Origin of the sequence: Bacillus sp. FSL K6-1003, assembly GCF_037964945.1 — a bacterium.
Lineage (GTDB): Bacteria > Bacillota > Bacilli > Bacillales > Bacillaceae > Bacillus > Bacillus mojavensis.
Genome location: NZ_CP150176.1, coordinates 2,042,570 through 2,067,134, shown reverse-complemented (window position 1 = coordinate 2,067,134; position 24,565 = coordinate 2,042,570). Strand labels below are relative to the sequence as shown.

The window sequence follows — 24,565 nt, the reverse complement described above, 5'->3', positions numbered from 1 at the left end:
TATGCTTATCCGTTTTGAAATAGTAGTCTAAATAAACAATGACCATAAAAAAAGAAGGGGAGGCCCCTGTTTTCATAATATATGCACGATGCCTTTAGGCTGCATAATAGATATGCCCAAGCCTCATAAAATGGTATGATAATATTGGAAAATAAAAGCAGGAGACAAGGTGCGAAAAATGAAACTGGAACGTATGTTAGCGATGGTGATGTTATTAATCAGCAAAAAACAAGTGCAGGCTGCTGATCTAGCTGATTTATTTGAAGTATCAGTCAGAACGATTTACCGAGATATTGATACGATCAGCAGAGCGGGCATTCCGATTGTAACCTCACAAGGCGCCGGGGGCGGGATCAGTGTGATGGAAACGTATCGGCTTGAAAGAGAGTGGCTGAAAGAAGAGGAGCTATTTGCTATTGCTTCCGCTTTGCAGAGCATCTCATCCATGTATGAACCCGCTTCTCACAGCGCGGCTTATCAAAAAATAAAACATCTCATACCAGACCAGGCCGCAGAGGCATTTAAGCGTGAAACGGAAAAATGGTTTATTGACATGACGGCATGGGGACAAACAGAGGACCAAAAGGCGCTTCGAGAAAATATCAGTGATGCAATCGATCGGTCGTCAACCATATCGTTTACATATACAAAAGCAAACGGGGAAACACTTCTCCGTGAAACAGAGCCTTACACGCTGGTATGCAAGGCAGGCCGCTGGTATTTATACGCCTACTGTCTGGTTAGAAACGATTTCCGCTTTTTTAAATTAAGCCGCATAAAAGATATGACTATTTTACATCAATCATTTATGAGAAAAGACATACAGCTGGAGACTCTGCCCTGGGATGTGAATTGGTATCGAAAGGATCGTTTAACTGAGCTGGTCATCCTTGTTCAGCCCGGGGCACGTCAGCGTATAAGTGAATGGTTTGGACATGATAGCCTTCAATTTGATGAAAATGAAGCCTGCCGAGCGGTGATATCCCTGCCCGAGGATCAATGGCTGATTGGTTTCTTGCTGCAATTTGGCAAGGATATTGAGGTCCTGGAACCTCTTCATATCCGGGAAAAGGTAAAAGAAACGATTTTTCATATGCAAAAAATATATGAAACCTGACACAATGCTGTCAGGTTTCTTCTTTTATAATCTAGGTAAAAAGGAGGTATCATATGAACTATTCACATGTAACACATTTAGAACAAAAGCGCTTTTCAGGACTATCCCAAAGAACAAGCAATGCACTGGAAATGACAGAAAAAAGACAAATTCCGCTCTTATGGAATCGATTTTGGCAGCAGGATACGAGCGTGTTACTCCCGCCTCATAAAAAGGATCAGAGCATTATCGCTTTATACTCTCATTACGAACAGCAGGAGAATGGGTTTTACACATTTTCTGTCGGCGCTTTTACCGAGCATAACGACATGCTTCCGGAACCGTATGAAGATATATATTTACCGGCTTCCTCTTATGCTGTTTTTATTTCAAAAATCGGTCCTATTGAAGACGTTGTACTCGAGACGTGGAAGGAAATTTGGACTTGGGACAAGCGGCATTTGCGTACGTTTTCGGGAGACTTCGAACAGTATGATCAAAGTGCGCTTTCACCGCAGAGGGCGCAGGTGAAAATATTTGTCGCCATAAAATCAGCATAACACTCTTGAAAAACTAATGGTATTAGTTAATAATAAAACTAACACCATTAGTTTTTTATTCAGGAGGAGTTATCATATGAGAATGATTCAGAATCAAACTGTGCGGCAGCTGACGTTTTATCCGGCATTATTTCCGGTCAATTGTTATCTTGTAGAGGAAGAAAATGAAGTAACCTTAATTGATACTGGTCTTCCGAACAGCTATAAAGGGATTATCCAAGCAGTGAATCAACTGGGAAAACCACTGCAACATATTTTACTGACTCATGCGCACGGTGATCATGTCGGTTCGTTGGATGCACTGTCCCAAGCCTTTCCTGATGCAAAGGTTGTCATTTCCGAGCGTGATTCATTCTTGTTAAAAGGTGATGTTTCTTTGCGGAAAGATGAACCGCAGACGCCTATAAAAGGAGGAATTCCAAAAAATATCAAAACAAAGCCTGACGTTTTGCTGGCGGGTGGCGAAACAATCGGTTCTCTTCTTGCGATTTCAACTCCGGGTCATACCCCGGGAAGCATGTCGTTTCTGGACACAAGAAACGGAATTGTAATAGCTGGGGATGCATTTCAACTACGCGGGGGGATAGCCGTTTCCGGCCAAATGAGATGGACATTTCCTTTTCCTGCCTTCGCCACTTGGAATAAGGAGGCTGCTGTAAGAAGTGCGGAACGGCTCGTTGACAAGACGCCGAGCTGTCTTGCGGTCGGACATGGACATTTCCTTGCTTCGCCTGAACAGTCGATGAAATTAGCCATTCAAAAAGCAAAGAAAGGGGTTTGAACATGTCACCGAGAGCAGGTCTACATCAAAAGATGATTATAGAGGCGGCGGCAGAGATTGCTGATCAGGAAGGAATAAACGGCGTGACGCTGGCCGCACTCTCTAAAAAAATGAATGTACGGCCCCCGTCTCTGTATAATCACATAAGCGGGCTGCGGGGAATCAGAACAGAGCTTGCTGTCAGCGGTTTGACAAAACTTTTTGATCAGATGGCTGATTCCGTCAAAGAACAGAAGGGGGAGTCCGCCTTGCTATCTTTAAGCGATGCATATGTTTGGTTTGCAGTTGAAAATCCGGGTTATTATGAAGCGACTTTGCTTAAAATTCAAGATGAAAGAGCTGAAAGCCTGTCAAACCAGATTGTCCGGCTTGTCGCGAAACTGCTTATTGACAGCGGTTATGCAAACGAACAGAATGTGATTCATGCAACAAGAGGGCTGCGAAGCTTGCTGCACGGATTCGCGACTTTAATCGGAAAAGAAGCGTTTGAACTAAAGGAAGACATTTCAGACAGCTTAGCATTTTCAATTCGATTATTCCTATCGGGTCTGTCGATAAACAATAAAAATATTATGTAAACCAAATAATATATGTCTTATATTTCTGAATATTGTATAATATATCTTGCAGTATAGATAAGGGAGAGGCAAGAGGCTATGCATGATATTTACAAAATTGAGTAATTAGCGGCAGCATCATGGCCGTCTTATATTCAAAAGAGAATGGGGAAATGGCTTCTTAGAGCGAATTTTGGCGTGACCAAACGTGCAAACAGCGTATGGACATCGGCGGATATGCCAGAAGGAGATTACCAAAAAGAGATCGAGCATTTTTATAAAAGTTTAGGCCTGCCTGTTTGTATTCAAATCAGTGACGCATCACCGGAAGGACTGGACATGCATTGGCAGATAGCGGATTTGAAAAGATAGATGAATGTTTTCAAATGACAGCATCCTGCTGCGATATGTTAGAACGTACTTTTGACAACAGCCGATTTACAAATAAATGGGAACAGGAGCCATCGTCTTTATGGATGGATGATTTTATCCGATTGGAAGAATTTTCAACAGAACGGCATTGCGGCTATACAAGCATTTTCAAACGAATGCAGCCGTGTAACACCTTTCTCACTATGTATGACCAAGGCAGCCTGACAGCAGTGGGCACGTCCTCCGTTATCGATGGCTATGGGGGACTCAGCAACGTTGTTGTAGCAAAGGAACATAGAGGAAAAGGGGCAGGGACTCAAGTCATCAGGGCTCTGACTGTATGGTCAATGAACAATGGAGCTGGTTATATGTACTTGCAAGTGATGAAAGAAAACTCAGCCGCCGTTTCTTTGTATGAAAAAATCGGGTTCTCGCCTATATCGGAACACCATTACTGGATCAAAAAGGAGGATGGCTGATGAATTCGCTTCAAGAGATTATCTGTGAAAAACGGACATATACACGCCTTTATTCCTCACATAAGCACGCGTACAGCCAATTTCTTTTTCCCCTTGAAGGGAATATCGATCTTGAAACAGAGGAGCGTCAGGTCAAATTAAAGCCGGATCATTTTTTATACATTCCGCCAGAGTGCGAGCATCGGTTCCGCTCTATTGGCAGAAATGAATGTCTTGTGCTGGATGTGCCGCTTCATGCGATGAAAATTGAGGAGTATCATGCAGCCGCAGGGGTTGAAGCTGCAATCGATCCTTTTTGGTCATCGATCAGGCACTTATTAATAGAGGAAGCAAATACACGCTCAGCACATACGCTCCATCTGCTTGTTCAATACATAAAAGAAAAACTGCAAACCCATACTCATGCTTCAATCGCATACATCCATAGCCATTTGTCTGAGCCGCTGACAATACAAAAGCTGGCGAAAATTGAACATTATCACCCAGCTTACTATTCAAGCTGGTTCAAGAAACAGACCGGAAAATCCCCTCAAGCCTATATAGCTGACCTCCGTCTCGAGGAAGCGAAACGGATGCTGATTGAGAAAAATGAAACACTGACTGTTGTGAGCCAATCGCTCGGCTTTCAAAACCTTTCTTCTTTTACAAGATGGTTTGCAAAAAGTACAGGTGTATCGCCCCGAATATACCGGAACACCTTTCACTCGGATAAAAAAATATGAGCTTTTGGTTAAACAATTAACAAGTGCCTCTTTTAAAATAGTAAGAAAAAGGAGATATAATGATGGCTGTAATTGAGGATTTTGAAAAATTGGATATCAGAACAGGGACCATTATCAAAGCAGAAGAATTTCCTGAAGCAAGAGTCCCGGCGATTAAACTGTTCATTGATTTTGGAGAAGAGATCGGCGTCAAACAATCAAGCGCGCAAATCACGAAGCGCTATCGCCCAGAAGAACTGACCAACTCACAAATTATCGCTGTCGTGAACTTTCCGCCGCGCCGAATCGCAGGTTTTAAGTCCGAAGTGTTAGTCCTCGGCGGCATTCCCGGCCAAGGTGACGTCGTCCTGCTTCAACCGGGACAACCGTTACCAAACGGAACAAAAATCGGATAACACAAAAAAGACGTTTGCCTAAGAGGCAAACGTCTTTGCGTATTGAGGCGATGCACCACACGCCACATTCGTGTGTGCCGCAAAGGGCATGTACATCGGCTTACACAATTCAGCTCATCGCTATATGAATATAGCATGGTGGGGAAGGAATTGCAAGGGTTACTTTGCGTTATTGTGATTAAATTTGTTGTAAAACGTGTCTTCTTTTGACGAAATTTGTCGAAAGTAATCAAAAATCGACTATGATTACTGTATTATTGTTAATTTGTATGACAATAATTGGTTCTATCCTTGTCATCAACAATCGCAATGTGACTTAACTGTGACCCGTACTGTGACCTGAGCATGACCTGAAACACCGTTTTGTGAATGTGAATAAATGCTGTTAAATCAACGAAAACGTACTAAATGATAAGGTGAATACAGGGGAGTAGTGTGACCTGGATTTTTAATTCAGGTCTTTTTTTATGCGCAAAAAAATGCCTATCTAGAGATCATAGGCATTAAATATTATTATCAATATCTTCATTTATTTTTTGGCTAAGTTTCTGAACCTTCTCTTTAACATTTGAAAACAGCTCTTTTTTGAATTTCATCAAAGTTCTCCTGAATATAGTCCATGACACTTCTTATTAGAACTTCACTTTCAAAATTGAATATCTCATTTATTTCTGACTGTTCTTCATCTGTTAGGTGAGGGTATTGAAGTTGTTTAGCATTTACTTCAGCAGCTACATCAATCCTAACTTAGTTGTTCTGGTTGTACAATTTCATATTCACCTTCTGCATACTCTTGCTCCGCATAATGGCTTCCCCATTGACAGAGCTCCTGCAAGATAGGTTTAAGAGATTCTCCAAGTTCAGTGGATGAATATTCAACCTTCGGTGGTACTTGATTATACATCTTTCTGCTCACAAGTCCACTGGCTTCAAGCTCTCTAAGTGTTTGAATCAGCATTTTCTGAGTTATATTTGGGATAATGCGCTTTAATTCACTCGTTCTCTTTGGTCCATTCATTAAAAAGTATAATACAAGCCCTTTCCATTTTCCACCAATAACTTCCTTTGTCACTTCAAACCCACAGCTAAATTTTTTCATGTCTAAAGCTCTCCATTCCACATTTATTACTTTTTAGTTACTATATCACAAAAAAGTGGGTACTTCCGATAATGTGCTTACTGAAGGATACTATATCTTGTAAGTTGTTCTACAAGTACTTAAAGGTACTAAACATAAAATAAAATTAATTCTAAAGGAAGTGTTAAGTATGGGTAAATTTGAAGGTAAAATAGCGCTTGTAACGGGTGGAACAAGTGGGATTGGTCTTGCTACAGCACAAAAATTTGTAAACGAAGGTGCATATGTTTATATCACGGGACGTAGACAAAACGAACTTGATAAAGCTGTTAACCAAATTGGCAAGAACGTAACCGGTGTTCAAGGTGATATTTCTAAGCTTGAAGACTTAGACAAACTATATGACATTATAAAGCAGGAAAAAGGTAAGTTGGACATTCTTTTTGCTAATGCAGGCACCGGCAACTTCCTTCCATTAGGTGAAATTACTGAAGAGCAGGTTGATAGAACGTTCGACATTAACGTTAAAGGAACCATCTTTACTGTTCAAAAAGCGTTATCACTATTCCCGGACAAAGTAGGTTCTATTATTGTAACGGGCTCTACTGCTGGATCAATTGGCAACCCAGCGTTTAGTGTATATGGAGCATCTAAAGCAGCATTAAGAGCACTAGTTCGCAACTGGATTCTTGACCTAAAAGGTACTGAAATCCGTGTAAATGTGGTTAGTCCAGGAGTTATTCTTACACCTGCATACGATGAGCTTTTTGGTGATGCACTTGAAGGAGCAATGGAAAATACCAGAAATACTGTTCCAGCTGGAAAAGTTGGGACACCTGAAGAAGTAGCAAACGCTGTATCTTTCCTTGCTTCAGACGAAAGCAGTTACTTGACGGGTGTTGAATTGTTCGTAGATGGCGGACTAGCACAGGTATAATTTCACTGCGCAGAGATTACAAATAGTCCCCAAAAAAGGTTAATGGGGATTTACTTGAAGAAGTCGTATAAAAAAGTCGTTTTCCTTAAAGGACAGGGAATTCGACTTTTTTATGTTTGAATTTGATTAACGTTGTAAATTCGCATTTTCCTGGGGCTACCACTAAATGACCTGTAAAAAAGATTACTTTGTGAATAAATGTACTTAAAGTAACGGGGGCGTTAGTTGAAGAACAAACAACACCGTTGTTGTAGTAAATGAGGTCATTTGTTGTACGAAAAAAGGATAGTTGAATACAGGCATTTTCACCCTGTTCATCTATCCTCTCTTTTTGTTTATAAAATGTGTGACATTTCATTTGGTTGCTTAAATATTAATAATATTAAACATTTTCTTGACTTTTAATAAAAATAATATCCCTGTCCTTGTATTTTAATACTTTTGAAAATATTTAAAGGAATCCTTCAATTGAACGATTTCCTAATGATCACAGCAAAATGGTTTATGACGTAAAATCGATTTGCGGGAAGAGGTTAGGAGAATTCAAGGATCTAGATCCAAGCGATGTTGATAAAGCTGTATTGTTTCACGCACCTTATGTGAAAGATGGGGCAGCATTTTATGACTCAGAAGAACAGTATCAAACTGAGGCTTCTCTGCATTATTTGATTAGAGATTTAGAGGATATTAGTGAGTTTATTGTTAAAATGGCTGAGGATTTAAAAGATAAGGATAATGAATTAGCAAGCTGGTTAAGGTTGTAAGGGGGATTTAAATTGCCATATGGAGTTAATATGGATGCAGATGAGTTTTACAGACGGTTGCAACAAAATGAAGAATTAAAAAAACGGTGGGTACAAGTTTAAAAACCATTGTCAAAACCTAAAGGAAGACACAAAAAACGCATCAGACTTTTCATCAGCTCAACAGGTTATAGCTGAAGTGTATGTTGCTTTACTCTCTTCATTTGAAGGTAAAGCTAAAGAAGCATTAGTACAAAGACTCAATGAAAATGCAACAATGCTGACAAACGCCACAGAGAACAGAAGTGCTTTTTTGAGAAGTATTAAAACTAAATAGTTAAAATAACCCCTTCACAAATTTTGAGGGGGTGTTTTTATTTTTTGGCATTCTAAATTAATTTGGGCTGCCGCTTAACATTTTCATCTTTATGGAACCTAGAATTCTAACAGCAGGAGATACGAAGCATAAGCCCGAATTTGAATACATCTCGAATAGAAAGTGCCCTGTATATGTATCATCGTTGGTGCCACTTCTTTCCCCTTTGTTTTTTAGTTTCGCTTTTGAAATGACAGGAGGACAACGCTGTGTGGAAAGCTTTAAGACAGTTACTCAAGAAACAGAAAGATCACAGTCAAATAGACGAACGTTATTTACAGATTCCAGAAAAGGATTTAAATCTTGATTTGAAACAAAAGGTAATTGAATTGGAGAAATTAGGGGAAGCAGTATCCGAAAAACTGCAAAATAAGTATACAGATGCTTTTGAAATTCAGGGTAAATCAAACCTTAGCATCCAAATTTGTAGGGACATAGATGGTGACATATTGAGTGATTTAACAGCTGAGAGGTGTTTTGAAAAAGAATACCGTTCACAAATAATATTTACCTATGGAGCTACGAAAGCCTACAAGGAAGATTTGGACTGTTATACAATTAAATTATGGCATTTCTACGGCGGTTATAAAGGAACCGGTTGTGGAACACTATTCGATTTAAATAAAAATGAATTAGAAATAGAAATTGAAGAGACACTACTATTTTTACTCAATGATAAACAATCCGAGAAAAAAAAAAGAGAGCCGCAAAGGTCTTTCACTCATCTTTCAAATGCATAGTTTTCAAGATCCCTGTCCATTTTAGATTGGTAAGCAGGGTGAGAGCTCCTTCTTCAACTTCATTTTCCTTTCTTTATTTATATTGGTAGACCATCAATAATTATAATCCTATATCCAATTATTGAGAATTTGATTTTTCCATAATATTATCAAGCCCAGTTTAATACTTCACAGGTTATGTTAAAATTTTACTGATTCATAATCAAAAGGGGAATGAGATTATGCTAGGGATTAAAGTTGAGAAATCAAACGAAAACTTAATTATTCATTGGCAACTTTCCAAAGTTGAAATTCCAATAAGAGAAATCAACGATGTATTCCTTGATCCAAATTACGGGGGAGAGGAGAAACGTGCAGTAAGGATAGGGTTTCCTTATGGCTCTACGGATAGGGTAGTGATTAAAACAGCTAATAGCACTTATATTTTGTTCACCACTCATGCAGCTATGATTATGAATAAAATTGTTAATGCTTAAAATATTTAAATTTCATTCACCATGTATTCGCAATGATAAATAGGTACTTACATTTGGGGTGAGTTATATGACTAACTTTGTTCATAAGACTGTAAATGGTTTGAAAAGTCTCTTAGATGAAAAAGGAGCCATTAAATTGTTTTGTTCTGAAGGAGATACCATGGAATGCCTTGTTACTTTTTCCTCGGACAAAGCAACCCTTAATGAGATTCAAAGTTTTGAAACTAAACACCAGATTACCCTTCCAGAGGATTATCAGAAGTTCATCACACTACATAACGGTGCGAAAATTTTTGAGATTCTTTCTGATGGGGAGAATATAGGTGGAGGACTTCAGCTATTTAGCCTTGAAGAGATTGAAGAGGAACTAAAATATGAGGATTTGTTTGAAGGTATCAATGGTATCCCAATTGGCTACTTATTGGAAGAATGCCATTTAATGATCGATAAAGATAAAATTAATCAAGGTGATCCTAACTATCTCTATATATTTGAAAGTGGTTTAGAATACAATCCATTAAATTTAAACTTTGAAATATTTTTAGACCGGTATATATTGGCTAATGGGGAACCTTTTTGGGATTGGCGCTACTATACCGCAGAAAATTATTATAGAACAAGATAGTGTGATGTATAAGACAGTCATTTTAGCTGTCTTTTTCTGTTATTCAAATAGATGATTGTGGTAAAATTTACATAGAGTAGGGCTAGGAAGGAGAATGATATGAAGGTATTTGAGGCTGATTCATTACTCTCTGAAGCAGATAAAAGAGCCAAAGAGTATAAGGAACTAAGGTCGCAAATGGTTAAGCTAAGAAAAGCGTTTAAGGACGTAGCTGACCTAGATGACAGCGAGTTTTCAGGTAAGGGAGCAGACAACATTAAAGCATTTTTTCATGATCATGTCGGTGTTACCGATCAATGGATTGACCTTATTGATATGAAAATTGCTTTCTTAAGCAGCATTTCTGCAAAACTTGAAGATGCCAAGATGTCTGATGCTTACATAGAAGAATCTTTTTTAGAACATGAACTTGTCAATGCATACACAAAATCAAAATCCATTATGTCTGAACAAAAGAAAGCAATGAAAGATATTTTAAACGACATCAATGATATTCTCCCCCTTGAGATATTCTCAACAGAAGACTTCAAAGACAAACTTTCTTCTGCAGATAACAAACGTGAAAAAACAATCGATAAGCTAAACAAACTTGATGAGGATTTAAAAACTGAGTACGCTGAGACTGAGCCAAACGAACAATTTATTCAGCAAGATTTTAAAAAGTTGCAGGAGTCAACAGGTAAAGGGAAGAACGCCACACCGATTCACTATAACGCCAAAGCATATAGGGAAAGTGACATACATAAGAAAAAAGCCGATATTGAGAAGCATTCTGAAGCTTATTTAAGCGTGAAGAAAGAGGAAGCAAAAGAACGAGAAATTAAGGAATTGAAAAAGAAACTTAATGATGGTGTTTCTGACCCTGATGAGTATTTAGAGATTGCTAAGAAAGTAGGCTACGAGAATCTCGAGCCGGCTCAAGTTCAGCTTGCAGTGCAAATTGAACAAGCGAAGCAACTAGAAGGAGCAGGAGAAATCACCTGGGATATCGTAAAAGGTGTAGGAGTTGGTTTATACGATGTTGGAAAAGACACTGTAACCGGCATATGGGATTTCATCACCGCTCCAGGAGAAACATTGTCAGCACTGGGCAATGCAGTTCTTCATCCGGTCAAAACATATGATGCTGTTTCAGCAGCAATAGAAGAGTCGTATCGAAAAGATATGGTGAATGGAGATGCCTATTCTAGATCAAGATGGGTTACCTATGCTGTTGGTTCAGTGGCTGTAGCTGTTTTTGGAACCAAAGGTGCAGGAGCCATTAATAAAGCAGATGCAGCGGGTAAGGTCATAAACAAAGCAAGTCAGGCAGGGAAGAAAATTAATGACGTCAAGATTCCAGATTTTCTGCCTTATAATCCTAAGTACGACCTTGCCATGGCAGGGGGCGTGCCATACAATGTAGTAAACGGAGAAAGTTTAAAAAATAGGCTACTCCAATTAATTCAATCTGCAAATCCAAGAACCAGATTGCCGAGAACTAAAGGGCGCTGGGAAGGTACTCCAGGTAACAGTAAATGGTACTCTGATAAACCAGAAGTAAATGCAGTAACTAAAGGAGAGCCTATAGTATTTAAAGACAATAGGCCAATTTTTACACCTTGGTCTAAGGGAACAATTAAGTTTAAAAAGGGCGAACTAACTGGAGAAAACTCTGACTTCGCTAAAGTTTATAAACGTATCAAAAAAATGAAAGGTTTTAAAACACAGGCCGAAGCTGAAGATTGGTTGAAATATACTGCAAAGCTTACTCCACACCACCTAGACAACAAAACTATTCAGTTGATCCCAACTGCACTACATAAGAATGTACCGCATATAGGGTCTGCATCGGACTTAAGGAGAGGTTATTAATATGAGCTTTCAAGATATCAATAATAAAATGAAGCAATTTGAGCTTAAGTACTATGGAGAAGGTTCTCATAAAAAAAGTAGCGAAGCAATTGAGAAATTTGAAAAAGACTTAGGGGTCGCAATAGATGATCTATTTAAGCAATTTGTACTGTACTACGGGGGTAGTAATATACTGGCAGACAATGTTGTTTTCCCAGTACTTGAGAAAAACCCATGGGCAGATGATAACAAACTTAGATTAGGTATATTCTATGGGTTTGGCTTGGACGATGACGACTTTAATATTGCAGCTCTTACTGATACATACGATGATCAAATGCCTGATTGGATAATACCAATAGCTGATGCTGATGGTGGAAACCAAATATGCCTTGGTATAAAAGGGGAAGGAACAGGAAAGGTTTATTTCTGGGATCATGAGTTGACGAATGGAGTAAAAGACACCTTTCTGATTGCTGATACATTTGAAGACTTTATTCAAAGCTTATCAGTTGAAGAGTATTCAGATGAAGAAGATGACGGTATTCTTTTCATGGAATTAGATGATGATTTACTAAACAGTTAAGCAAAAGTATTGCAAAGATAATGTTTAAGCTCTCGATAGGAGAGCTTTTTTATTAAAGTACAAGGGTGGATTAGAATTTAGCCGAGATAAAAGGGGGCAGTTTTATGTCGGTAAATAATTTATTAGGAGAAATTCGAAAAAGAAAAGCAAAGTATGGAGATGAACCGAACTCTCCCGCCACAGAAAAAGAAATCAATAAATTTGAAGCGGAGGTTGTAGGCAAGTTTCCAATAAAGGAGATTCCAACAGGTTATAAGGAATTCCTTCAAAGTGTAAACGGATTAGACTACAATGGTATAGTGATTAACGGGATCGACAATGATTTATTGGAAGAAGAAAAAGATGAAGAGGTTTACGGCTTTCTTGAAACAAATGAACTTTGGCACGAAAATGATGAGCAGAAAAAATATCTGTTTTTTGGTGACTCAGATACAGCCTGGTATTGCTTAGATGTAATTGAAAATGAGTACCTAGAGCTTGATAAACCCTCTGGAACGCCTATGAACAAATTTGATGATTTTAACGCCATGCTAGCTGATGCATTGAAAGTTAGTTTAGACGACTAAGCAAAAGTATTGCAATTGTATGAGATTTTGCAGAAATAAGCATCCAATTCAATAAAATAATGGTTTTATCCATAAAGCAATTGTATTGCAAATAACATTGCCGTCTGGTTATAATTAGGGAAAGATAATATAATTATTTTTTGCATGTGCTTAATGGAAGTGCATAAAATAAAAAAGACTAGGGTGTTGGCGCACCCCGGTTTTGTACAAAAAGCTGCCCGTCAAGGGGCTTGCTCGATGTGGTTTTTTGGTAGACCTATCCCTTCAGGTTCTGAGGCTCAAGGGAGGTCTATTTTTTATTTATATACGTCAACAGGGCAATTATAAACGACCCGAATGCAAGCATCATTAATGCCTGGAATGTTGACATAGCATCACCCCCTTTGTTAGGGGATGAGTAAGACTCCCTTCAGTGAGCAAACTTAGTGTACAGGAAATGTTATACTATACATAAATCCCCTTGTCGTTAAAAATTCACAATATACTGACAACGAGCATGTGAAAGAATTTCTATCAACATCATTAATATTTGAAATGACAGACACATATGGTAGTTTGCGACTCGCAAAATTCAATGTGCAGTCCTAATTCAACTATTGAGTAGGATTGTTAAAAACGAAAAGTGAGGATTGTATATGAAGACTGTTAGTGAAGAAATCCAAGATTTATCCATTACATCCTTGGAGTCAACTTTTAGTAAACTTTCAAATGCTTATAAAAGCGCGACAGAAAAAGGTTCAAACACAACTCTTGTCAAAAAGAGACTAAACGCAGTAAAAATTGGTTTGGAAAGCCTAAAAGGTACTTGGAACGGCGACGATTTTTGTTATGAACAAGAAATCATATTGACCTCTAAAGAAGTTCTACCGATATCATTCCTTCTATAGAAAAACAAATAGCAAAAGCAAAAGAAGGCAGTTCTCAAAAAACATTAAACGAGCGTCGCTTAACTGCACTAAAACTGGCAATCGAATCTTTAGAGAACCGTCTTATATAAGACAGTTAATTGTTCCAGAATCGGGTACGTTACATAAACAAACAAGATTGGAGGAAACCCTGTTTTTTAATGTGGCTAATGGTAGCGGGAAATTAAAAAAGAACCTGGTGAAATTGCCCAGGTTCTTTTTATATTGCACCAAAATAGACACGGTGATATAATCATGCTACGTGCGCTTTATTAATAAAAGTTATAGTTATCCATCTTATATTTTCATTATATCATGCTGTAAAGCTCTTGTCAATTTTTATTTTTGAAGGGGAGATGTAGAATGAGTTCTTTGGTTCTTGGTTTTCACGAAATTGAAAAAACACAGCATTTGCTTGTTGGAGGAAAAGGGTTAAATGTAGGTGAATTATCAAAAATTCAAGGTATACAAGTACCAGAAGGATTTTGTGTCACAACAGTACGATATCAAAAAGCTATCGAACAAAACTTAACGTTACAAGTGTTGTTGGATCAATTGGCCGTGTTAAAAGTTGAGGATCGAGATCAAATTGGTAAAATCAGCAGGAAAATTCGACAAATCATTATGGAAGTAGAAATTCCTTCCGATGTTGTGAAAGCAGTTGCTCACTATCTCTCCCAGTTTGGCGAGGAACATGCCTATGCCGTGCGTTCGAGTGCGACTGCTGAAGATCTACCACATGCTTCTTTTGCAGGTCAACAAGATACCTATCTAAATATTATCGGCAAAGAAGCGATCTTGCAGCATATCAGCAAATGCTGGGCTTCCCTATTTACAGAACGAGCGGTAATCTACCGCATGCAAAATGGATTCGACCACAAACAAGTTTATTTATCCGTTATCGTTCAAAGGATGGTTTTCCCTCAGGCTTCGGGGGTTTTATTTACCGCTGATCCGATTACCTCTAACCGAAAGGTGTTATCCATCGATGCCGGTTTTGGACTTGGTGAAGCACTGGTTTCTGGCTTCGTATCTGCAGATTGTTATAAAGTGCGGGAAGAGGAAATCGTTGAGAAGAGGATCGGAACCAAAAAATTAGCTATCTATGGAAGGGAAGAAGGCGGAACAGAGACTAAGCAGATTGAACCTGATCGGCAGATGTCTCAAACACTCACTGACGGGCAAATTCTACAGCTGGAACACATTGGAAGGGAGATCGAAGCTCATTTCGGCCAGCCGCAAGATATCGAATGGTGTTTGGCTGATGATACGTTTTATATTGTTCAGAGTCGGCCGATCACTACTTTATACCCGATCCCTGAAGCGAATGATCAAGATAATCACGTCTATGTATCTGTTGGTCATCAACAAATGATGACAGATCCCATAAAACCTCTTGGATTGTCTTTTTACCTGTTAATTACTCCTGCGCCTATGCATAAAGCCGGTGGAAGGTTGTTTGTAGATGTTGCACCTAGGCTGGCTACACCTGTCGGCCGAAAAAATTTATTAAATACCATGGAATCCGATCCGCTTATAAAAGGCGCACTTATGACCATAATAGAGCGAGATTTTATTAAATTGTTACCAAATGATCAAACGGCACCGATTTTGGGCAGAAGTCATACAGATATGCTGGCACAATTCGAGAACGATCCGACAATCGTTTCTGATTTGATTAAGCGTAGTCAAGCATCAATAAAAGAGTTAAAACAAAACATTCTAACGAAATCGGGATCGGATTTGTTTGATTTTATTCTGGAAGATATCCAGGAATTAAAGAAGATTTTATTTGACCCGCAAAGTTCGGCTGTTTTTATGGCTGCGATGAATGCCTCAGCATGGATCAATGAAAACATGAACACGTGGTTAGGCGAAACAAACGCAGCTGATACGCTTTCTCAATCTGTACCGGGTAATATTACGTCGGAAATGGGTCTGGCGCTGATGGATGTCGCGGATGTGATTCGCCCATATCCAGAAGTGATTGATTATTTGCAGCATGCAAAAGAAGATAACTTTCTGGATGAATTGGTTAAGTTTGATGGAGGAAGGGAAACCAAAGACGCTATCTGTGATTATCTAAGCAAATACGGGATGCGATGTGCCGGAGAAATCGATATTACGAAAGCTCGTTGGAGTGAAAAACCAATTACACTTGTCCCGATGATTCTTGGTAACATCAAGAACTTTGAGCCTAATGCAGGCAATCGAAAATTTGAGCAAGGCCGCCAAGAAGCTTTAGAAAAAGAACAAGAGTTAATAGGTCGATTGAAGCAATTGCCAGATGGTGAACAAAAGGCTAAAGAAACCAAACGAATGATTGACCTCATTCGGAATTTCATTGGGTATAGAGAGTATCCCAAATACGGTTATGTTAGCCGTTTCTTCGTTTATAAGCAGGCTTTACTGAGAGAAGCTGAGCGACTCGTTCAAGCTGGCGTTATCCATGACAAAGAAGATGTGTACTATCTCACTTTTGAAGAACTTCACGAAGTCGTACGCGCAAACAAACTTGGTGATCAGATCATCAACAAACGAAAAGAGGATTACAAATTTTTCGAAAAACTAACCCCTCCGCGCGTTTTCACGTCTGATGGTGAAATATTCTCCGGTGAGTACAAGCGAGAAAATTTGCCGGCTAATGCGATTGTAGGTCTACCTGTTTCTTCCGGAGTGATAGAAGGAAGAGCGCGTGTCATTTTAAACATGGAAAATGCCGATCTGGAAGACGGAGATATATTAGTCACCTCCTTTACCGACCCTGGCTGGACACCATTATTTGTATCCATAAAAGGTCTAGTCACCGAAGTTGGGGGACTGATGACCCATGGATCGGTCATCGCGCGTGAATATGGCTTGCCGGCAGTTGTCGGAGTGGAAAACGCAACCAGACTAATCAAAGACGGGCAACGAATTCGCGTGAATGGAACAGAAGGATACATTGAAATATTGTAATGCTTAAATCAAATTAAAAATCACTGTCAAAGTGGACGGTTATTCTTTTATCTTCTTGAGCAGCGATAACGATACTTAGTAAATGATGAATATTGATGGTTTGCTACACACATTGAGGTCTTAGCTATTTTCGACAAGATCAGAGAATCAATGAAATATAAACGAAATGTAAAAACATTACTTTAATATAAGAAAAGCCGGAACCCAATGAATGGAGTGGGAATCCGGTTTTTTTATGTGAAAAATACTTGGCATGCGAAATCCGCATTTTGTTGGCGGAACACCTTTAATTGATGAATCTTATTTAGATGCAGGAAAAGAAGATCCTGAAGAAATGGCCAATGCAATTCAAAGGAGCATGTGGAGAGAATTTGGCCTAATGTGCACAGTAGGCATTGGTGACAATATGTTGCTGAGTAAGCTTGCGCTTGACCTGGAGAGTAAGAAAACGAAGAGTGGCATTGCACGTTGGAGATATGAAGATGTGCCAAATAAACTCTGGAAGGTTCACCCGTTGTCTAAAATGTGGGGAATAGGAGGGAGGATGGAAAGAAACCTGAACCGAATGGGGATATCAACTGTAGGTCAGTTAGCTAAATTTCCCTTAGAGTTGCTTGAGAAGAGATTTGGAATAATGGGGAACCAGTTGTATTATCATGCTCATGGAATCGATTTATCTGAAATAGGTGCTCCGTTGATGCAGGGTCAAATTAGTTTCGGTAAGAGTCAGATTTTACTGAGGGATTATACAAGGAGAGAAGAGATTAAGGCTGTTCTGTTAGAGATTTGTGAGGAAGTCGCAAGAAGGGCACGTACCCATAATAAAGTTGGCCGAACAATCAGCCTGGGAATTGGATACAGCAAGGATGAGCTTGGTGGTGGTTTTCATCGATCCAAAACAATTGATCTTCCCACAAATATCACGATGGATATTTTATAGATGCTGCCTGATGCTCTTTAATAAGTTTTACTTGGGTAAGACAGTGAGAAGTATATCTGTCACGTTATCAAATATTGAGGATGATGTTCATCAGCAGTTGAGTTTATTTGAAGAGGATAATGAAAAGAGAAGGAAACTCGGGTTTGTAATGGGTGGGATTAGAAGTAAATACGGATCGAAAGCGATTCTGAGAGCAGTTTCTTATACATCTGCAGGGACAGCGATTCATCGATCTGGGCTAACAGGTGGACATAAGAGTTAAAACCCTTCTCAATGAGAAGGGTTAAACATTTAAACAAAAAACTTGGCCGGTTGAATAGAAGTAATATTCCTTTTAGCTTCATGGAACTCTTTGTCATTCGAGGATGAAAAGCCACTAAAGATTGCTAATCCAACGACAACTGACAAGGTGGCTAATGCAAGTTTAAATTTCATATAAACACTCTCCTCTTTGTATTTGGATTCGGGCATCCACCATAACGTCAAAAAAGGCGGTTGAGTTTTCAAATTGCCCTATCTCCTTACAATAATTAGCCGTGTCGAGTGCTAATTCCTCTAAATCTGGATACATAACATTATCTTTAAGTACAGAAAAAGTTCGGAAAACTGTGCGTTTATCTATAGAGTCGATATATAAAGCCTTTAAGTAATTAAACTCAGCAACTAAGACATCATCTTTTATGGCTTGTGCTTTCTCGATTCCTTTTTTATAAAGAATAAAGGCTTTTTCAATATCTTTCATTTTAAAGTAAATTTGTGTAAGCGTAAATAACGTGTGAGGGAGAAGATCACTTTTATCGTTTTCGTACAATGAGACTGCCTGTTCAATATATTCAGCAGCTTTGTCATACTCTTTCATCTTATAATAACAGTTTCCCAAATTATATAATGATGCCCCAATTAGTTTGTGCTTGTTTATAGCTTTCGAATCTTTCAAGGCTCTCTGAAGGTGTGGAATAGCTTTTTCATGACTTTCCAAATCATCAAAGTTCCCTGCTACAACAAATGCACATTGAATTCGGCGAACAGTATAAGTTTTTTGGCCTTTATAAATGTTAAGGGCTGCTTCTGCATAGTGCATTGATACATGGGTTTGTTTCATGTGATAATACACTTCAGCCATTTTGAAATAAAATTCAGCTCGTTCAATTTCGTCTGTTACTAAAGCGAGCTTTTTCTCAGCAATTTTATATGATCTTATTGCATTTATATAATCCTTCTTATCAAATTCATACATTCCTCTAAAGAAATTGCAGTAGTATTCCAGGACACCTTTACGTTTCGTTTGGCTACTTTCAATCTTTTCTAATAAGTCTGAAATTTTAGGGCGTTTTTCATTCAATGACTTAGGTTCAAGGTAATCCAGCATTAACTGATGACGAAAACACATGAGAGAATAATACAGCAATAAGTCTTGATCTTCCTTCATATGTTTTATTTCTTCTTCAACCTCTGCTTTTAATATCTCTGCATCTGGAACGGCGAACATCCGTATGTATTTATACCACTCATTGATTTTAACTCCAACTGTGGATGACGGAATTAATTGCTCCATTGAAATCCCTCCCTCTATGTATCCAATAGACTAAATATGTAATATTTTATCATATTTAATTGAATAAGGAAGATTAATGTTTTCTTAAAAAACGAAAAAAATACCCTCCTCAATTAAGAGAAGGGCAGGGGTTTTATCTCGGTGAATCATAATCCATTGCTTGTTCACTATCAGAAATTCCTTGAGTTGTTGGGTCAATCACAATTCCCATTGCAGTTAAAAAAGTTAGAAGTGCATTAAATTTCTCTGTTAAATTGTCACCAAATACAGTCAAGTCGTATATCGTACACGAATAACATGCTTAAATAAGAAAAATGTTCTGAGTAAGTACTACATAGTTAATTTTGTCTTTTTAATGGAAATGGAACATCCATCGTTTTTTTATTTGGCCATATTTTGATCCCTCAATGATCTCGACTGATTAACCGTTTTATGCAATATAAGATATGGCAAGTAATTGTTATTACTCAGCGTAAAAGAAGAGAAGGAATTAGGGAAGCATTTGATTTCATACATAAGAGACCACAAGGCAATGAGTTAAATACCATGAGGTGTTTTCCTTAACCGATTCGCAATAAGCTTCATTAAATTCACTGCAATAGATACCAATACAATGATCAAAGCGATCTCAAGTAAGATGATAAGTCCAATATTTACGTTGTGGCTATCAAAGTAATCACCGGTCAAGGAAAGGAGCTGATATATACCTAGCATTAGAGTTATAAAGATTGCTCCTAATGCTATTAGAGATTTTTTAGAGAAATCCTTAGCATGTTCGAAATTATAAATCATCAAGAATACAAATAGAGAAACCATAGCAATTTCATGAGTCAACGAATCACTTGCTGAAAACCCTTGAACAATTAAGGAAACAATTAATCCAATTATTCCGATTCTTTTATTTAAGATATCACCTGCTTTTATGACCTATGTGTCAGCTTACCAATTAAAGGGGAGTTTCTCAAGATGATACTCTTTAAACTTAACTTAAAATCGTGATGCTATTTAGATTTCAAGGAGCTGAAAAATGAACTCTCTTTTATATGGCATTCATATGGCTGCCTCATTAATAAAGATGAAATGAAACTTGGAATAAAACATTTATTTAATAGAGAGTAACTAATTAATCTATGTACTAAATTTTTATTCAACTTTAAAGAGCTTGGCAGTAAGGAGTTATGTAACGGAAAGATTAAACTCTCATATTCATCAGATTCAGACTTTACTTGTTTCATAGAGTGGAACTTACTTCGTTCTGCATGTGGCATGAATTCCATAAACCCAGCTGGAGTAAGACAGAAGAAATGTTATATCCTTCTTGGTGTAGTCGGTTATGAGTACTTCAGTGTAATCGTAATTGATCACTTTGAGCTAATTATATGAACGTTTATTAATTTCATAATGGGGATCAGCTTTCTTGAGCACGATTCCCTCTAAATTCTTTTCTTTGGTCAGGTTGAAGTAAGCGAGTCCGTTTCCTTTGACTGTCCGTCTTTGTAGATAACATTGAAGACACAGTAACCAATAAATGATCTGATTTTTTGGACACGAAACGTTCCATTACAGCTTCAAAGGCACCACCTAGGGCAGCTAAAATGACTTCACAATCTCTAATGTATATCTCCTTTATATGAAATGGTTCAAATGGGGATTAATCGCAGATATTACTCCATCAGATTTAGAAACAAGAATTGCGATTCTACGAAAAAAGGATTAGGTTATGGTGAAACAAGATTACTTATAATGTAATTTTTGGGCCCTTGTAATTAAATTACAAATATTTGTAATATTCACTCATAAATTCATGGTATTATATTGAAGGGAACGATCAGAAGCTTTGGGGTAGTAATTAAGGATGTTTTAAATAGATACGAGTGCTACCTCATGTCAAAGTCAGAAAAAATATTATAGGAGGTAACATATGTTTAAGTTTACAAAGAAATTCTTAGTTGGGTTAACGGCAGCTTTGATGAGTATGAGCTTGTTTTCGGCAAACGCCTCTGCAGCTAACACAGACTACTGGCAAAATTGGACTGATGGCGGCGGAACAGTAAACGCTGTCAATGGGTCTGGCGGGAATTACAGTGTGAATTGGTCTAATACCGGAAATTTCGTTGTTGGTAAAGGTTGGACTACAGGTTCGCCATTTAGGACGATAAACTATAATGCCGGAGTTTGGGCGCCGAACGGCAATGCATATTTGACTTTATATGGTTGGACGCGATCCCCTCTCATAGAATATTATGTAGTGGATTCATGGGGTACTTATAGACCTACTGGAACGTATAAAGGTACGGTTTACAGTGATGGGGGTACATATGACGTATACACAACTACACGTTATGATGCACCTTCCATTGATGGCGATAAAACTACTTTTACGCAGTACTGGAGTGTTCGCCAGTCGAAGAGACCAACTGGAAGCAACGCTACAATCACTTTCAGCAATCACGTTAACGCATGGAAGAGATATGGGATGAATCTGGGTAGTAATTGGTCTTACCAAGTCTTAGCGACAGAGGGATATCGAAGTAGTGGAAGTTCTAACGTAACAGTGTGGTAACAGATCATCTTTAATCAGGGGTAGCTAGCGGGCTGCTGATCGTTCCTTGAGAAGTTTTATAATCATTGTGATTGTGAGTTACTAAGAGGCGACAGTCTTTTAGTTGGAATTCTAAGGTCGTTTTCTACTAGGCGAACGGCCTTGGCATTGCTGGTAGGGTATTCTCCATCAGGTTTTATAACTTTCCCTATAAGTTTAATGGAATAGTATTAAAATGAGAATGCTTTCAATTTTTTGCGCTCTTGCTCTCAACAGACACCTTCATATAATCCTTCTTCATCAAATATAAGCCTTAAGCAAATTAAAAATATCTCGGTAGTTGAACCAGATCCTCAAAACGTTATCCTCGTTAAAGATGGGACTGTTAAGAACAAAAAGTCTAACTTTTATAAAAAGTTATTGAGCCTTTATATCGGCAAAAATGAGTTAACTTAAAAGAGTGGACAGAAGCAACCTCCTCACAATTCAAAAACGATAAATTGCAGGTAGAAATGGTAAGTTGGTATATGCCAATGAATACTGTAATAAATTCAGTATCCAAGGAGGCTTAAAACCCTATTACAATATAATTAAGAATAAGAAAGACTCTCATAATAAGGGTGAGTACAATAATTTATATGAAGCATCTTGTCAGACACTAGGGTTTGCATTGGTCATCGTATTTTGCTGGATCTGATAGCTTTATCATTACAGATAGAGGTAACCCAAAGGTAGCTGAATAGAGTTAAACAAAAATCCTCTCTTTCTGGGAGGATTAAAACGATATATTTACTAATGTGTAAACCAACGCAACGATGAACAAGAAATATGAAATATAAGAAATTGCTTTTGACGAACTTGCTTTATGTTTTTGGAAAGTATATATAAGTGCAAAGCCCAAAAAAAAGACAGTCACAAACCAAGAAGTGTATGGAGGAAAGATTGCGACCAACAACACCATTATCGTTGAAAAAATAAATGAAGAGTAATGAGTACCTTTTTGATCATTATTCAAAGAAATCACCTTAATAAATTTTTACCCATTTTAATGTGTATCAAAACAATTAAAAAAGAGATTAAAAAAATGCCAGACATTATTTCTAATGTGGACAAAAGAAAAGAGCATGTTTTGAAAAAAATTGATCAACACATGCTTTTATATATTGTAATGGGTTAACTTCTTTATAAAAAAGTTTGTTTACATTTGCGGGGGTTCCAAACCAAATGTTGTCCATTCCTCTTTTGCTGGACCATAAATACCCGGAACAGTTAATCCTGCTTGTCTCATAAGAACAGTCATTTGTCCTCGGTGGTGATTTTGATGTTGAATCAAAAACATCAAAAGTGAACCATTTGGCAATTGTTGACCAATAAAGTTGATGCGTTCTTGAAGTGTATGATCCGTCCATTGGTTTTTTAATGCCTGTACAAATGCATTACTGGCTTGATGATAGCTGTCTGCTATAAACTGAGCCGAAGTAGGAACAGGGTAATCATCAGCAGGGGCATGAAATGTTAAGTCTGTATTTGAGGTAATGATGCGAATGGCTGCAACAGTATGCCAAGCAATACGGCCTAAAGTCCAATTTTGTGAAGTGATTTCTTGTTTAAGTGATTCATCAGTTAGACTATTTAGCAGTTTCTGTGTAGCATCGGCTTCGAACTCCCATGATTTCAAAAAATGGTCTAAGGTTTGAAACACAAAAATCCTCCTTAAGATTTTTTTGTTTTCTTTTTACAGTTTCATTATACCTGCCCGTTTAGGTAAAAAGAACAAAACTTTAGACAAGAATGATTCAAGTAATAAATTGGTGAATCACTTTAAGAATATACAGAACACATATATCGAGCCGCATGGTTAAATGATGCTGCATATGATATGTGTTTTGGAGTTGCCAAAGTAGAGATTGAAGAGTGCTTGCCATCAAAAATAAAGAAGGAGATTACCTGACATATAATGAATTATTATATCAGGAAAGAGAAAAACGTTACAGCAAAGGGAGGAATGAGTTGGTAATGAAGGGTTTTATCAAAGGTGCTGTTCTAACTGCTGTTCTAGGTGTTGGTGTTACTTTATTTGCAGGTGATGTATCGGCGCACGGGTATATAAAAGAACCTGCCAGTAGAGCGTACATGGGGTCATTAGAAAAACAAATAATTGGTTGGACGGCAGCTACACAAAAATATGGTTCTGTAGTTGATAGTCCTCAATCGGTAGAAGGCCCAAAAGGTTTTCCATCTGCGGGTCCGCCAGATGGGAAAATTGCATCTGCAAATGGAGGCTCTGGTCAAATTGACTTTGGGCTAGACAGGCAGACTGCAGATCATTGGGTAAAACAAAACATGCATGGAGGTCTAAACACCTTTACTTGGCACTATACTGCTCCTCACGCTACATCAAAGTGGCACTATTATATAACCAAGAAAGATTGGAATCCAAACAAACCATTAACAAGAGATGAGTTTGAATTAATTGGAACAGTAGATCACGATGGTTCAAAGGCAGATACTAATCTTTCTCATAAGATTTATGTACCTACTGATCGCAGTGGTTATCATGTCATTCTAGGGGTGTGGGACGTTGCGGATACCTCTAATGCCTTTTATAATGTAATTGATGTAAACCTAATGCAATGATATTAACCTCCAACGACAAAACTTAATCCCATGGACAAGAATATGAGGCTTCATCAGAAAATTGCCACCGCATCTGGCACAGTGTTACCGCTGAGGTTTTAATAGC

Annotated in this window: 25 protein-coding genes and 5 pseudogenes; 21 read left to right on the top strand and 9 right to left on the bottom strand. The window is 38.1% G+C overall.

Annotated elements, in window-relative coordinates; all coding sequences use genetic code 11:
* Window positions 1-178: 178 nt before the first annotated feature.
* From NSU16_RS10260 to csaA, 7 genes and pseudogenes are all read left to right on the top strand, one after another.
* Complete coding sequence (locus NSU16_RS10260; RefSeq protein WP_339190730.1) at window positions 179-1,117, top strand: YafY family protein; 939 nt, start codon at window positions 179-181, stop codon at window positions 1,115-1,117.
* A 53-nt stretch (window positions 1,118-1,170) separates the two neighbouring features.
* The gene (locus NSU16_RS10255) at window positions 1,171-1,656 is read left to right on the top strand and encodes a GyrI-like domain-containing protein (RefSeq protein ID WP_339190728.1); all 486 of its coding nucleotides are present in this window, start codon (window positions 1,171-1,173) and stop codon (window positions 1,654-1,656) included.
* A 76-nt stretch (window positions 1,657-1,732) separates the two neighbouring features.
* Entirely contained in the window at window positions 1,733-2,437 is a 705-nt protein-coding gene (locus NSU16_RS10250; protein WP_268505095.1) for an MBL fold metallo-hydrolase, read from the top strand.
* 2 nt (window positions 2,438-2,439) lie between these two features.
* On the top strand, window positions 2,440-3,015 hold the full coding sequence (locus NSU16_RS10245) for a WHG domain-containing protein (RefSeq protein ID WP_339190724.1): 576 nt from the start codon (window positions 2,440-2,442) through the stop codon (window positions 3,013-3,015).
* Window positions 3,016-3,147: 132 nt separating this feature from the next.
* Window positions 3,148-3,845 (top strand): annotated as a pseudogene (locus NSU16_RS10240) (GNAT family N-acetyltransferase).
* A complete protein-coding gene (locus tag NSU16_RS10235) occupies window positions 3,845-4,567 on the top strand; it encodes a helix-turn-helix domain-containing protein (protein WP_168748035.1) in 723 nt (240 codons plus the stop codon). Before NSU16_RS10240 ends, NSU16_RS10235 begins: the two are co-directional and overlap by 1 nt.
* A 62-nt stretch (window positions 4,568-4,629) precedes the next feature.
* Window positions 4,630-4,962: a chaperone CsaA gene (gene csaA / locus NSU16_RS10230; protein WP_010334556.1), complete on the top strand. Its 333-nt coding sequence runs from the start codon at window positions 4,630-4,632 to the stop codon at window positions 4,960-4,962.
* A 742-nt stretch (window positions 4,963-5,704) separates the two neighbouring features.
* Here csaA and NSU16_RS10225 read toward each other — a convergent pair.
* Window positions 5,705-6,061: a winged helix-turn-helix transcriptional regulator gene (locus tag NSU16_RS10225; RefSeq protein WP_022553431.1), complete on the bottom strand. Its 357-nt coding sequence runs from the start codon at window positions 6,059-6,061 to the stop codon at window positions 5,705-5,707.
* 169 nt (window positions 6,062-6,230) lie between these two features.
* Between NSU16_RS10225 and NSU16_RS10220 the strand changes: the two genes are divergently transcribed.
* The 8 genes from NSU16_RS10220 to NSU16_RS10185 all read left to right on the top strand — a co-directional run bounded on the left by NSU16_RS10220 (window position 6,231) and on the right by NSU16_RS10185 (window position 12,922).
* Window positions 6,231-6,977 (top strand): glucose 1-dehydrogenase, encoded by a 747-nt coding sequence (locus NSU16_RS10220; protein WP_151296604.1) that lies wholly within the window; start codon window positions 6,231-6,233, stop codon window positions 6,975-6,977.
* 497 nt (window positions 6,978-7,474) lie between these two features.
* Complete coding sequence (locus tag NSU16_RS10215) at window positions 7,475-7,741, top strand: hypothetical protein (protein WP_244956492.1); 267 nt, start codon at window positions 7,475-7,477, stop codon at window positions 7,739-7,741.
* A gap of 564 nt (window positions 7,742-8,305) precedes the next feature.
* On the top strand, window positions 8,306-8,836 hold the full coding sequence (locus NSU16_RS10210) for a hypothetical protein (RefSeq protein ID WP_339190720.1): 531 nt from the start codon (window positions 8,306-8,308) through the stop codon (window positions 8,834-8,836).
* Window positions 8,837-9,057: 221 nt separating this feature from the next.
* The gene (locus NSU16_RS10205; RefSeq protein ID WP_268505101.1) at window positions 9,058-9,312 is read left to right on the top strand and encodes a PH domain-containing protein; all 255 of its coding nucleotides are present in this window, start codon (window positions 9,058-9,060) and stop codon (window positions 9,310-9,312) included.
* A gap of 67 nt (window positions 9,313-9,379) precedes the next feature.
* Window positions 9,380-9,937: an SMI1/KNR4 family protein gene (locus tag NSU16_RS10200; RefSeq protein ID WP_141556159.1), complete on the top strand. Its 558-nt coding sequence runs from the start codon at window positions 9,380-9,382 to the stop codon at window positions 9,935-9,937.
* Between the two features lie 99 nt (window positions 9,938-10,036).
* Window positions 10,037-11,791 carry a T7SS effector LXG polymorphic toxin gene (locus NSU16_RS10195; protein ID WP_339190719.1) on the top strand — a complete coding sequence of 585 codons (1,755 nt, stop codon included), beginning with the start codon at window positions 10,037-10,039 and terminating at the stop codon, window positions 11,789-11,791.
* Window position 11,792: 1 nt separating this feature from the next.
* The gene (locus tag NSU16_RS10190; protein ID WP_339190716.1) at window positions 11,793-12,356 is read left to right on the top strand and encodes an SMI1/KNR4 family protein; all 564 of its coding nucleotides are present in this window, start codon (window positions 11,793-11,795) and stop codon (window positions 12,354-12,356) included.
* Window positions 12,357-12,460: 104 nt separating this feature from the next.
* Window positions 12,461-12,922 (top strand): YrhA family protein, encoded by a 462-nt coding sequence (locus NSU16_RS10185; protein WP_268449763.1) that lies wholly within the window; start codon window positions 12,461-12,463, stop codon window positions 12,920-12,922.
* A gap of 289 nt (window positions 12,923-13,211) precedes the next feature.
* On the opposite strand, the gene NSU16_RS10180 is transcribed toward NSU16_RS10185, so the two are convergent.
* Window positions 13,212-13,292, bottom strand: coding sequence for a putative holin-like toxin (locus NSU16_RS10180; RefSeq protein WP_229147581.1), 81 nt, complete (start codon window positions 13,290-13,292; stop codon window positions 13,212-13,214).
* A 265-nt stretch (window positions 13,293-13,557) separates the two neighbouring features.
* Here NSU16_RS10180 and NSU16_RS10175 point away from each other — a divergent pair.
* From NSU16_RS10175 to NSU16_RS10165, 3 genes and pseudogenes are all read left to right on the top strand, one after another.
* Window positions 13,558-13,919, top strand: a pseudogene (locus tag NSU16_RS10175) (hypothetical protein).
* Between the two features lie 271 nt (window positions 13,920-14,190).
* Entirely contained in the window at window positions 14,191-16,785 is a 2,595-nt protein-coding gene (gene ppsA / locus NSU16_RS10170) for a phosphoenolpyruvate synthase (RefSeq protein ID WP_339190714.1), read from the top strand.
* Between the two features lie 253 nt (window positions 16,786-17,038).
* Window positions 17,039-17,987: pseudogene (locus NSU16_RS10165) on the top strand (UV damage repair protein UvrX).
* A 29-nt stretch (window positions 17,988-18,016) separates the two neighbouring features.
* Here NSU16_RS10165 and NSU16_RS10160 read toward each other — a convergent pair.
* The 5 genes and pseudogenes from NSU16_RS10160 to NSU16_RS10140 all read right to left on the bottom strand — a co-directional run.
* The gene (locus NSU16_RS10160) at window positions 18,017-18,160 is read right to left on the bottom strand and encodes a hypothetical protein (protein ID WP_162985138.1); all 144 of its coding nucleotides are present in this window, start codon (window positions 18,158-18,160) and stop codon (window positions 18,017-18,019) included.
* Window positions 18,150-19,280, bottom strand: coding sequence for a Rap family tetratricopeptide repeat protein (locus tag NSU16_RS10155; RefSeq protein WP_339190710.1), 1,131 nt, complete (start codon window positions 19,278-19,280; stop codon window positions 18,150-18,152). Before NSU16_RS10155 ends, NSU16_RS10160 begins: the two co-directional genes overlap by 11 nt.
* A gap of 133 nt (window positions 19,281-19,413) precedes the next feature.
* A complete protein-coding gene (locus NSU16_RS10150; RefSeq protein WP_339190708.1) occupies window positions 19,414-19,554 on the bottom strand; it encodes a phage holin in 141 nt (46 codons plus the stop codon).
* Between the two features lie 263 nt (window positions 19,555-19,817).
* Window positions 19,818-20,189 (bottom strand): YoqO family protein, encoded by a 372-nt coding sequence (locus NSU16_RS10145; RefSeq protein WP_339192675.1) that lies wholly within the window; start codon window positions 20,187-20,189, stop codon window positions 19,818-19,820.
* A gap of 293 nt (window positions 20,190-20,482) precedes the next feature.
* A pseudogene (locus NSU16_RS10140) lies at window positions 20,483-20,895 on the bottom strand (ATP-dependent DNA ligase); the annotation flags it as partial.
* A gap of 24 nt (window positions 20,896-20,919) precedes the next feature.
* Here NSU16_RS10140 and NSU16_RS10135 point away from each other — a divergent pair.
* Window positions 20,920-20,991, top strand: a pseudogene (locus NSU16_RS10135) (DnaA/Hda family protein); the annotation flags it as partial.
* A 210-nt stretch (window positions 20,992-21,201) separates the two neighbouring features.
* Window positions 21,202-21,843: a glycoside hydrolase family 11 protein gene (locus NSU16_RS10130; RefSeq protein ID WP_010334513.1), complete on the top strand. Its 642-nt coding sequence runs from the start codon at window positions 21,202-21,204 to the stop codon at window positions 21,841-21,843.
* A gap of 754 nt (window positions 21,844-22,597) precedes the next feature.
* Here NSU16_RS10130 and NSU16_RS10125 read toward each other — a convergent pair.
* Both NSU16_RS10125 and NSU16_RS10120 read right to left on the bottom strand, forming a co-directional pair.
* Window positions 22,598-22,837, bottom strand: a complete 240-nt coding sequence (locus NSU16_RS10125; protein WP_339190706.1) for a hypothetical protein — start codon at window positions 22,835-22,837, stop codon at window positions 22,598-22,600.
* Window positions 22,838-23,020: 183 nt separating this feature from the next.
* Complete coding sequence (locus tag NSU16_RS10120; RefSeq protein ID WP_010334512.1) at window positions 23,021-23,524, bottom strand: DinB family protein; 504 nt, start codon at window positions 23,522-23,524, stop codon at window positions 23,021-23,023.
* A gap of 314 nt (window positions 23,525-23,838) precedes the next feature.
* On the opposite strand from NSU16_RS10120, the gene NSU16_RS10115 reads away from it, so the two are divergent.
* Complete coding sequence (locus tag NSU16_RS10115; protein ID WP_229147584.1) at window positions 23,839-24,459, top strand: lytic polysaccharide monooxygenase; 621 nt, start codon at window positions 23,839-23,841, stop codon at window positions 24,457-24,459.
* Window positions 24,460-24,565: the final 106 nt, after the last annotated feature.

What these genes read in the sequence shown, in the direction of transcription:
- NSU16_RS10260 (WP_339190730.1), top strand. Translation starts at nt 179, where the DNA reads ATGAAACTGGAACGTATGTTAGCGATGGTGATGTTATTAATCAGCAAA.
- NSU16_RS10255 (WP_339190728.1), top strand. Translation starts at nt 1,171, where the DNA reads ATGAACTATTCACATGTAACACATTTAGAACAAAAGCGCTTTTCAGGA.
- NSU16_RS10250 (WP_268505095.1), top strand. Translation starts at nt 1,733, where the DNA reads ATGAGAATGATTCAGAATCAAACTGTGCGGCAGCTGACGTTTTATCCG.
- NSU16_RS10245 (WP_339190724.1), top strand. Translation starts at nt 2,440, where the DNA reads ATGTCACCGAGAGCAGGTCTACATCAAAAGATGATTATAGAGGCGGCG.
- NSU16_RS10235 (WP_168748035.1), top strand. Translation starts at nt 3,845, where the DNA reads ATGAATTCGCTTCAAGAGATTATCTGTGAAAAACGGACATATACACGC.
- csaA (WP_010334556.1), top strand. Translation starts at nt 4,630, where the DNA reads ATGGCTGTAATTGAGGATTTTGAAAAATTGGATATCAGAACAGGGACC.
- NSU16_RS10225 (WP_022553431.1), bottom strand. Translation starts at nt 6,061, where the DNA reads ATGAAAAAATTTAGCTGTGGGTTTGAAGTGACAAAGGAAGTTATTGGT.
- NSU16_RS10220 (WP_151296604.1), top strand. Translation starts at nt 6,231, where the DNA reads ATGGGTAAATTTGAAGGTAAAATAGCGCTTGTAACGGGTGGAACAAGT.
- NSU16_RS10215 (WP_244956492.1), top strand. Translation starts at nt 7,475, where the DNA reads ATGGTTTATGACGTAAAATCGATTTGCGGGAAGAGGTTAGGAGAATTC.
- NSU16_RS10205 (WP_268505101.1), top strand. Translation starts at nt 9,058, where the DNA reads ATGCTAGGGATTAAAGTTGAGAAATCAAACGAAAACTTAATTATTCAT.
- NSU16_RS10200 (WP_141556159.1), top strand. Translation starts at nt 9,380, where the DNA reads ATGACTAACTTTGTTCATAAGACTGTAAATGGTTTGAAAAGTCTCTTA.
- NSU16_RS10195 (WP_339190719.1), top strand. Translation starts at nt 10,037, where the DNA reads ATGAAGGTATTTGAGGCTGATTCATTACTCTCTGAAGCAGATAAAAGA.
- NSU16_RS10190 (WP_339190716.1), top strand. Translation starts at nt 11,793, where the DNA reads ATGAGCTTTCAAGATATCAATAATAAAATGAAGCAATTTGAGCTTAAG.
- NSU16_RS10185 (WP_268449763.1), top strand. Translation starts at nt 12,461, where the DNA reads ATGTCGGTAAATAATTTATTAGGAGAAATTCGAAAAAGAAAAGCAAAG.
- NSU16_RS10180 (WP_229147581.1), bottom strand. Translation starts at nt 13,292, where the DNA reads ATGTCAACATTCCAGGCATTAATGATGCTTGCATTCGGGTCGTTTATA.
- ppsA (WP_339190714.1), top strand. Translation starts at nt 14,191, where the DNA reads ATGAGTTCTTTGGTTCTTGGTTTTCACGAAATTGAAAAAACACAGCAT.
- NSU16_RS10160 (WP_162985138.1), bottom strand. Translation starts at nt 18,160, where the DNA reads ATGAAATTTAAACTTGCATTAGCCACCTTGTCAGTTGTCGTTGGATTA.
- NSU16_RS10155 (WP_339190710.1), bottom strand. Translation starts at nt 19,280, where the DNA reads ATGGAGCAATTAATTCCGTCATCCACAGTTGGAGTTAAAATCAATGAG.
- NSU16_RS10130 (WP_010334513.1), top strand. Translation starts at nt 21,202, where the DNA reads ATGTTTAAGTTTACAAAGAAATTCTTAGTTGGGTTAACGGCAGCTTTG.
- NSU16_RS10115 (WP_229147584.1), top strand. Translation starts at nt 23,839, where the DNA reads ATGAAGGGTTTTATCAAAGGTGCTGTTCTAACTGCTGTTCTAGGTGTT.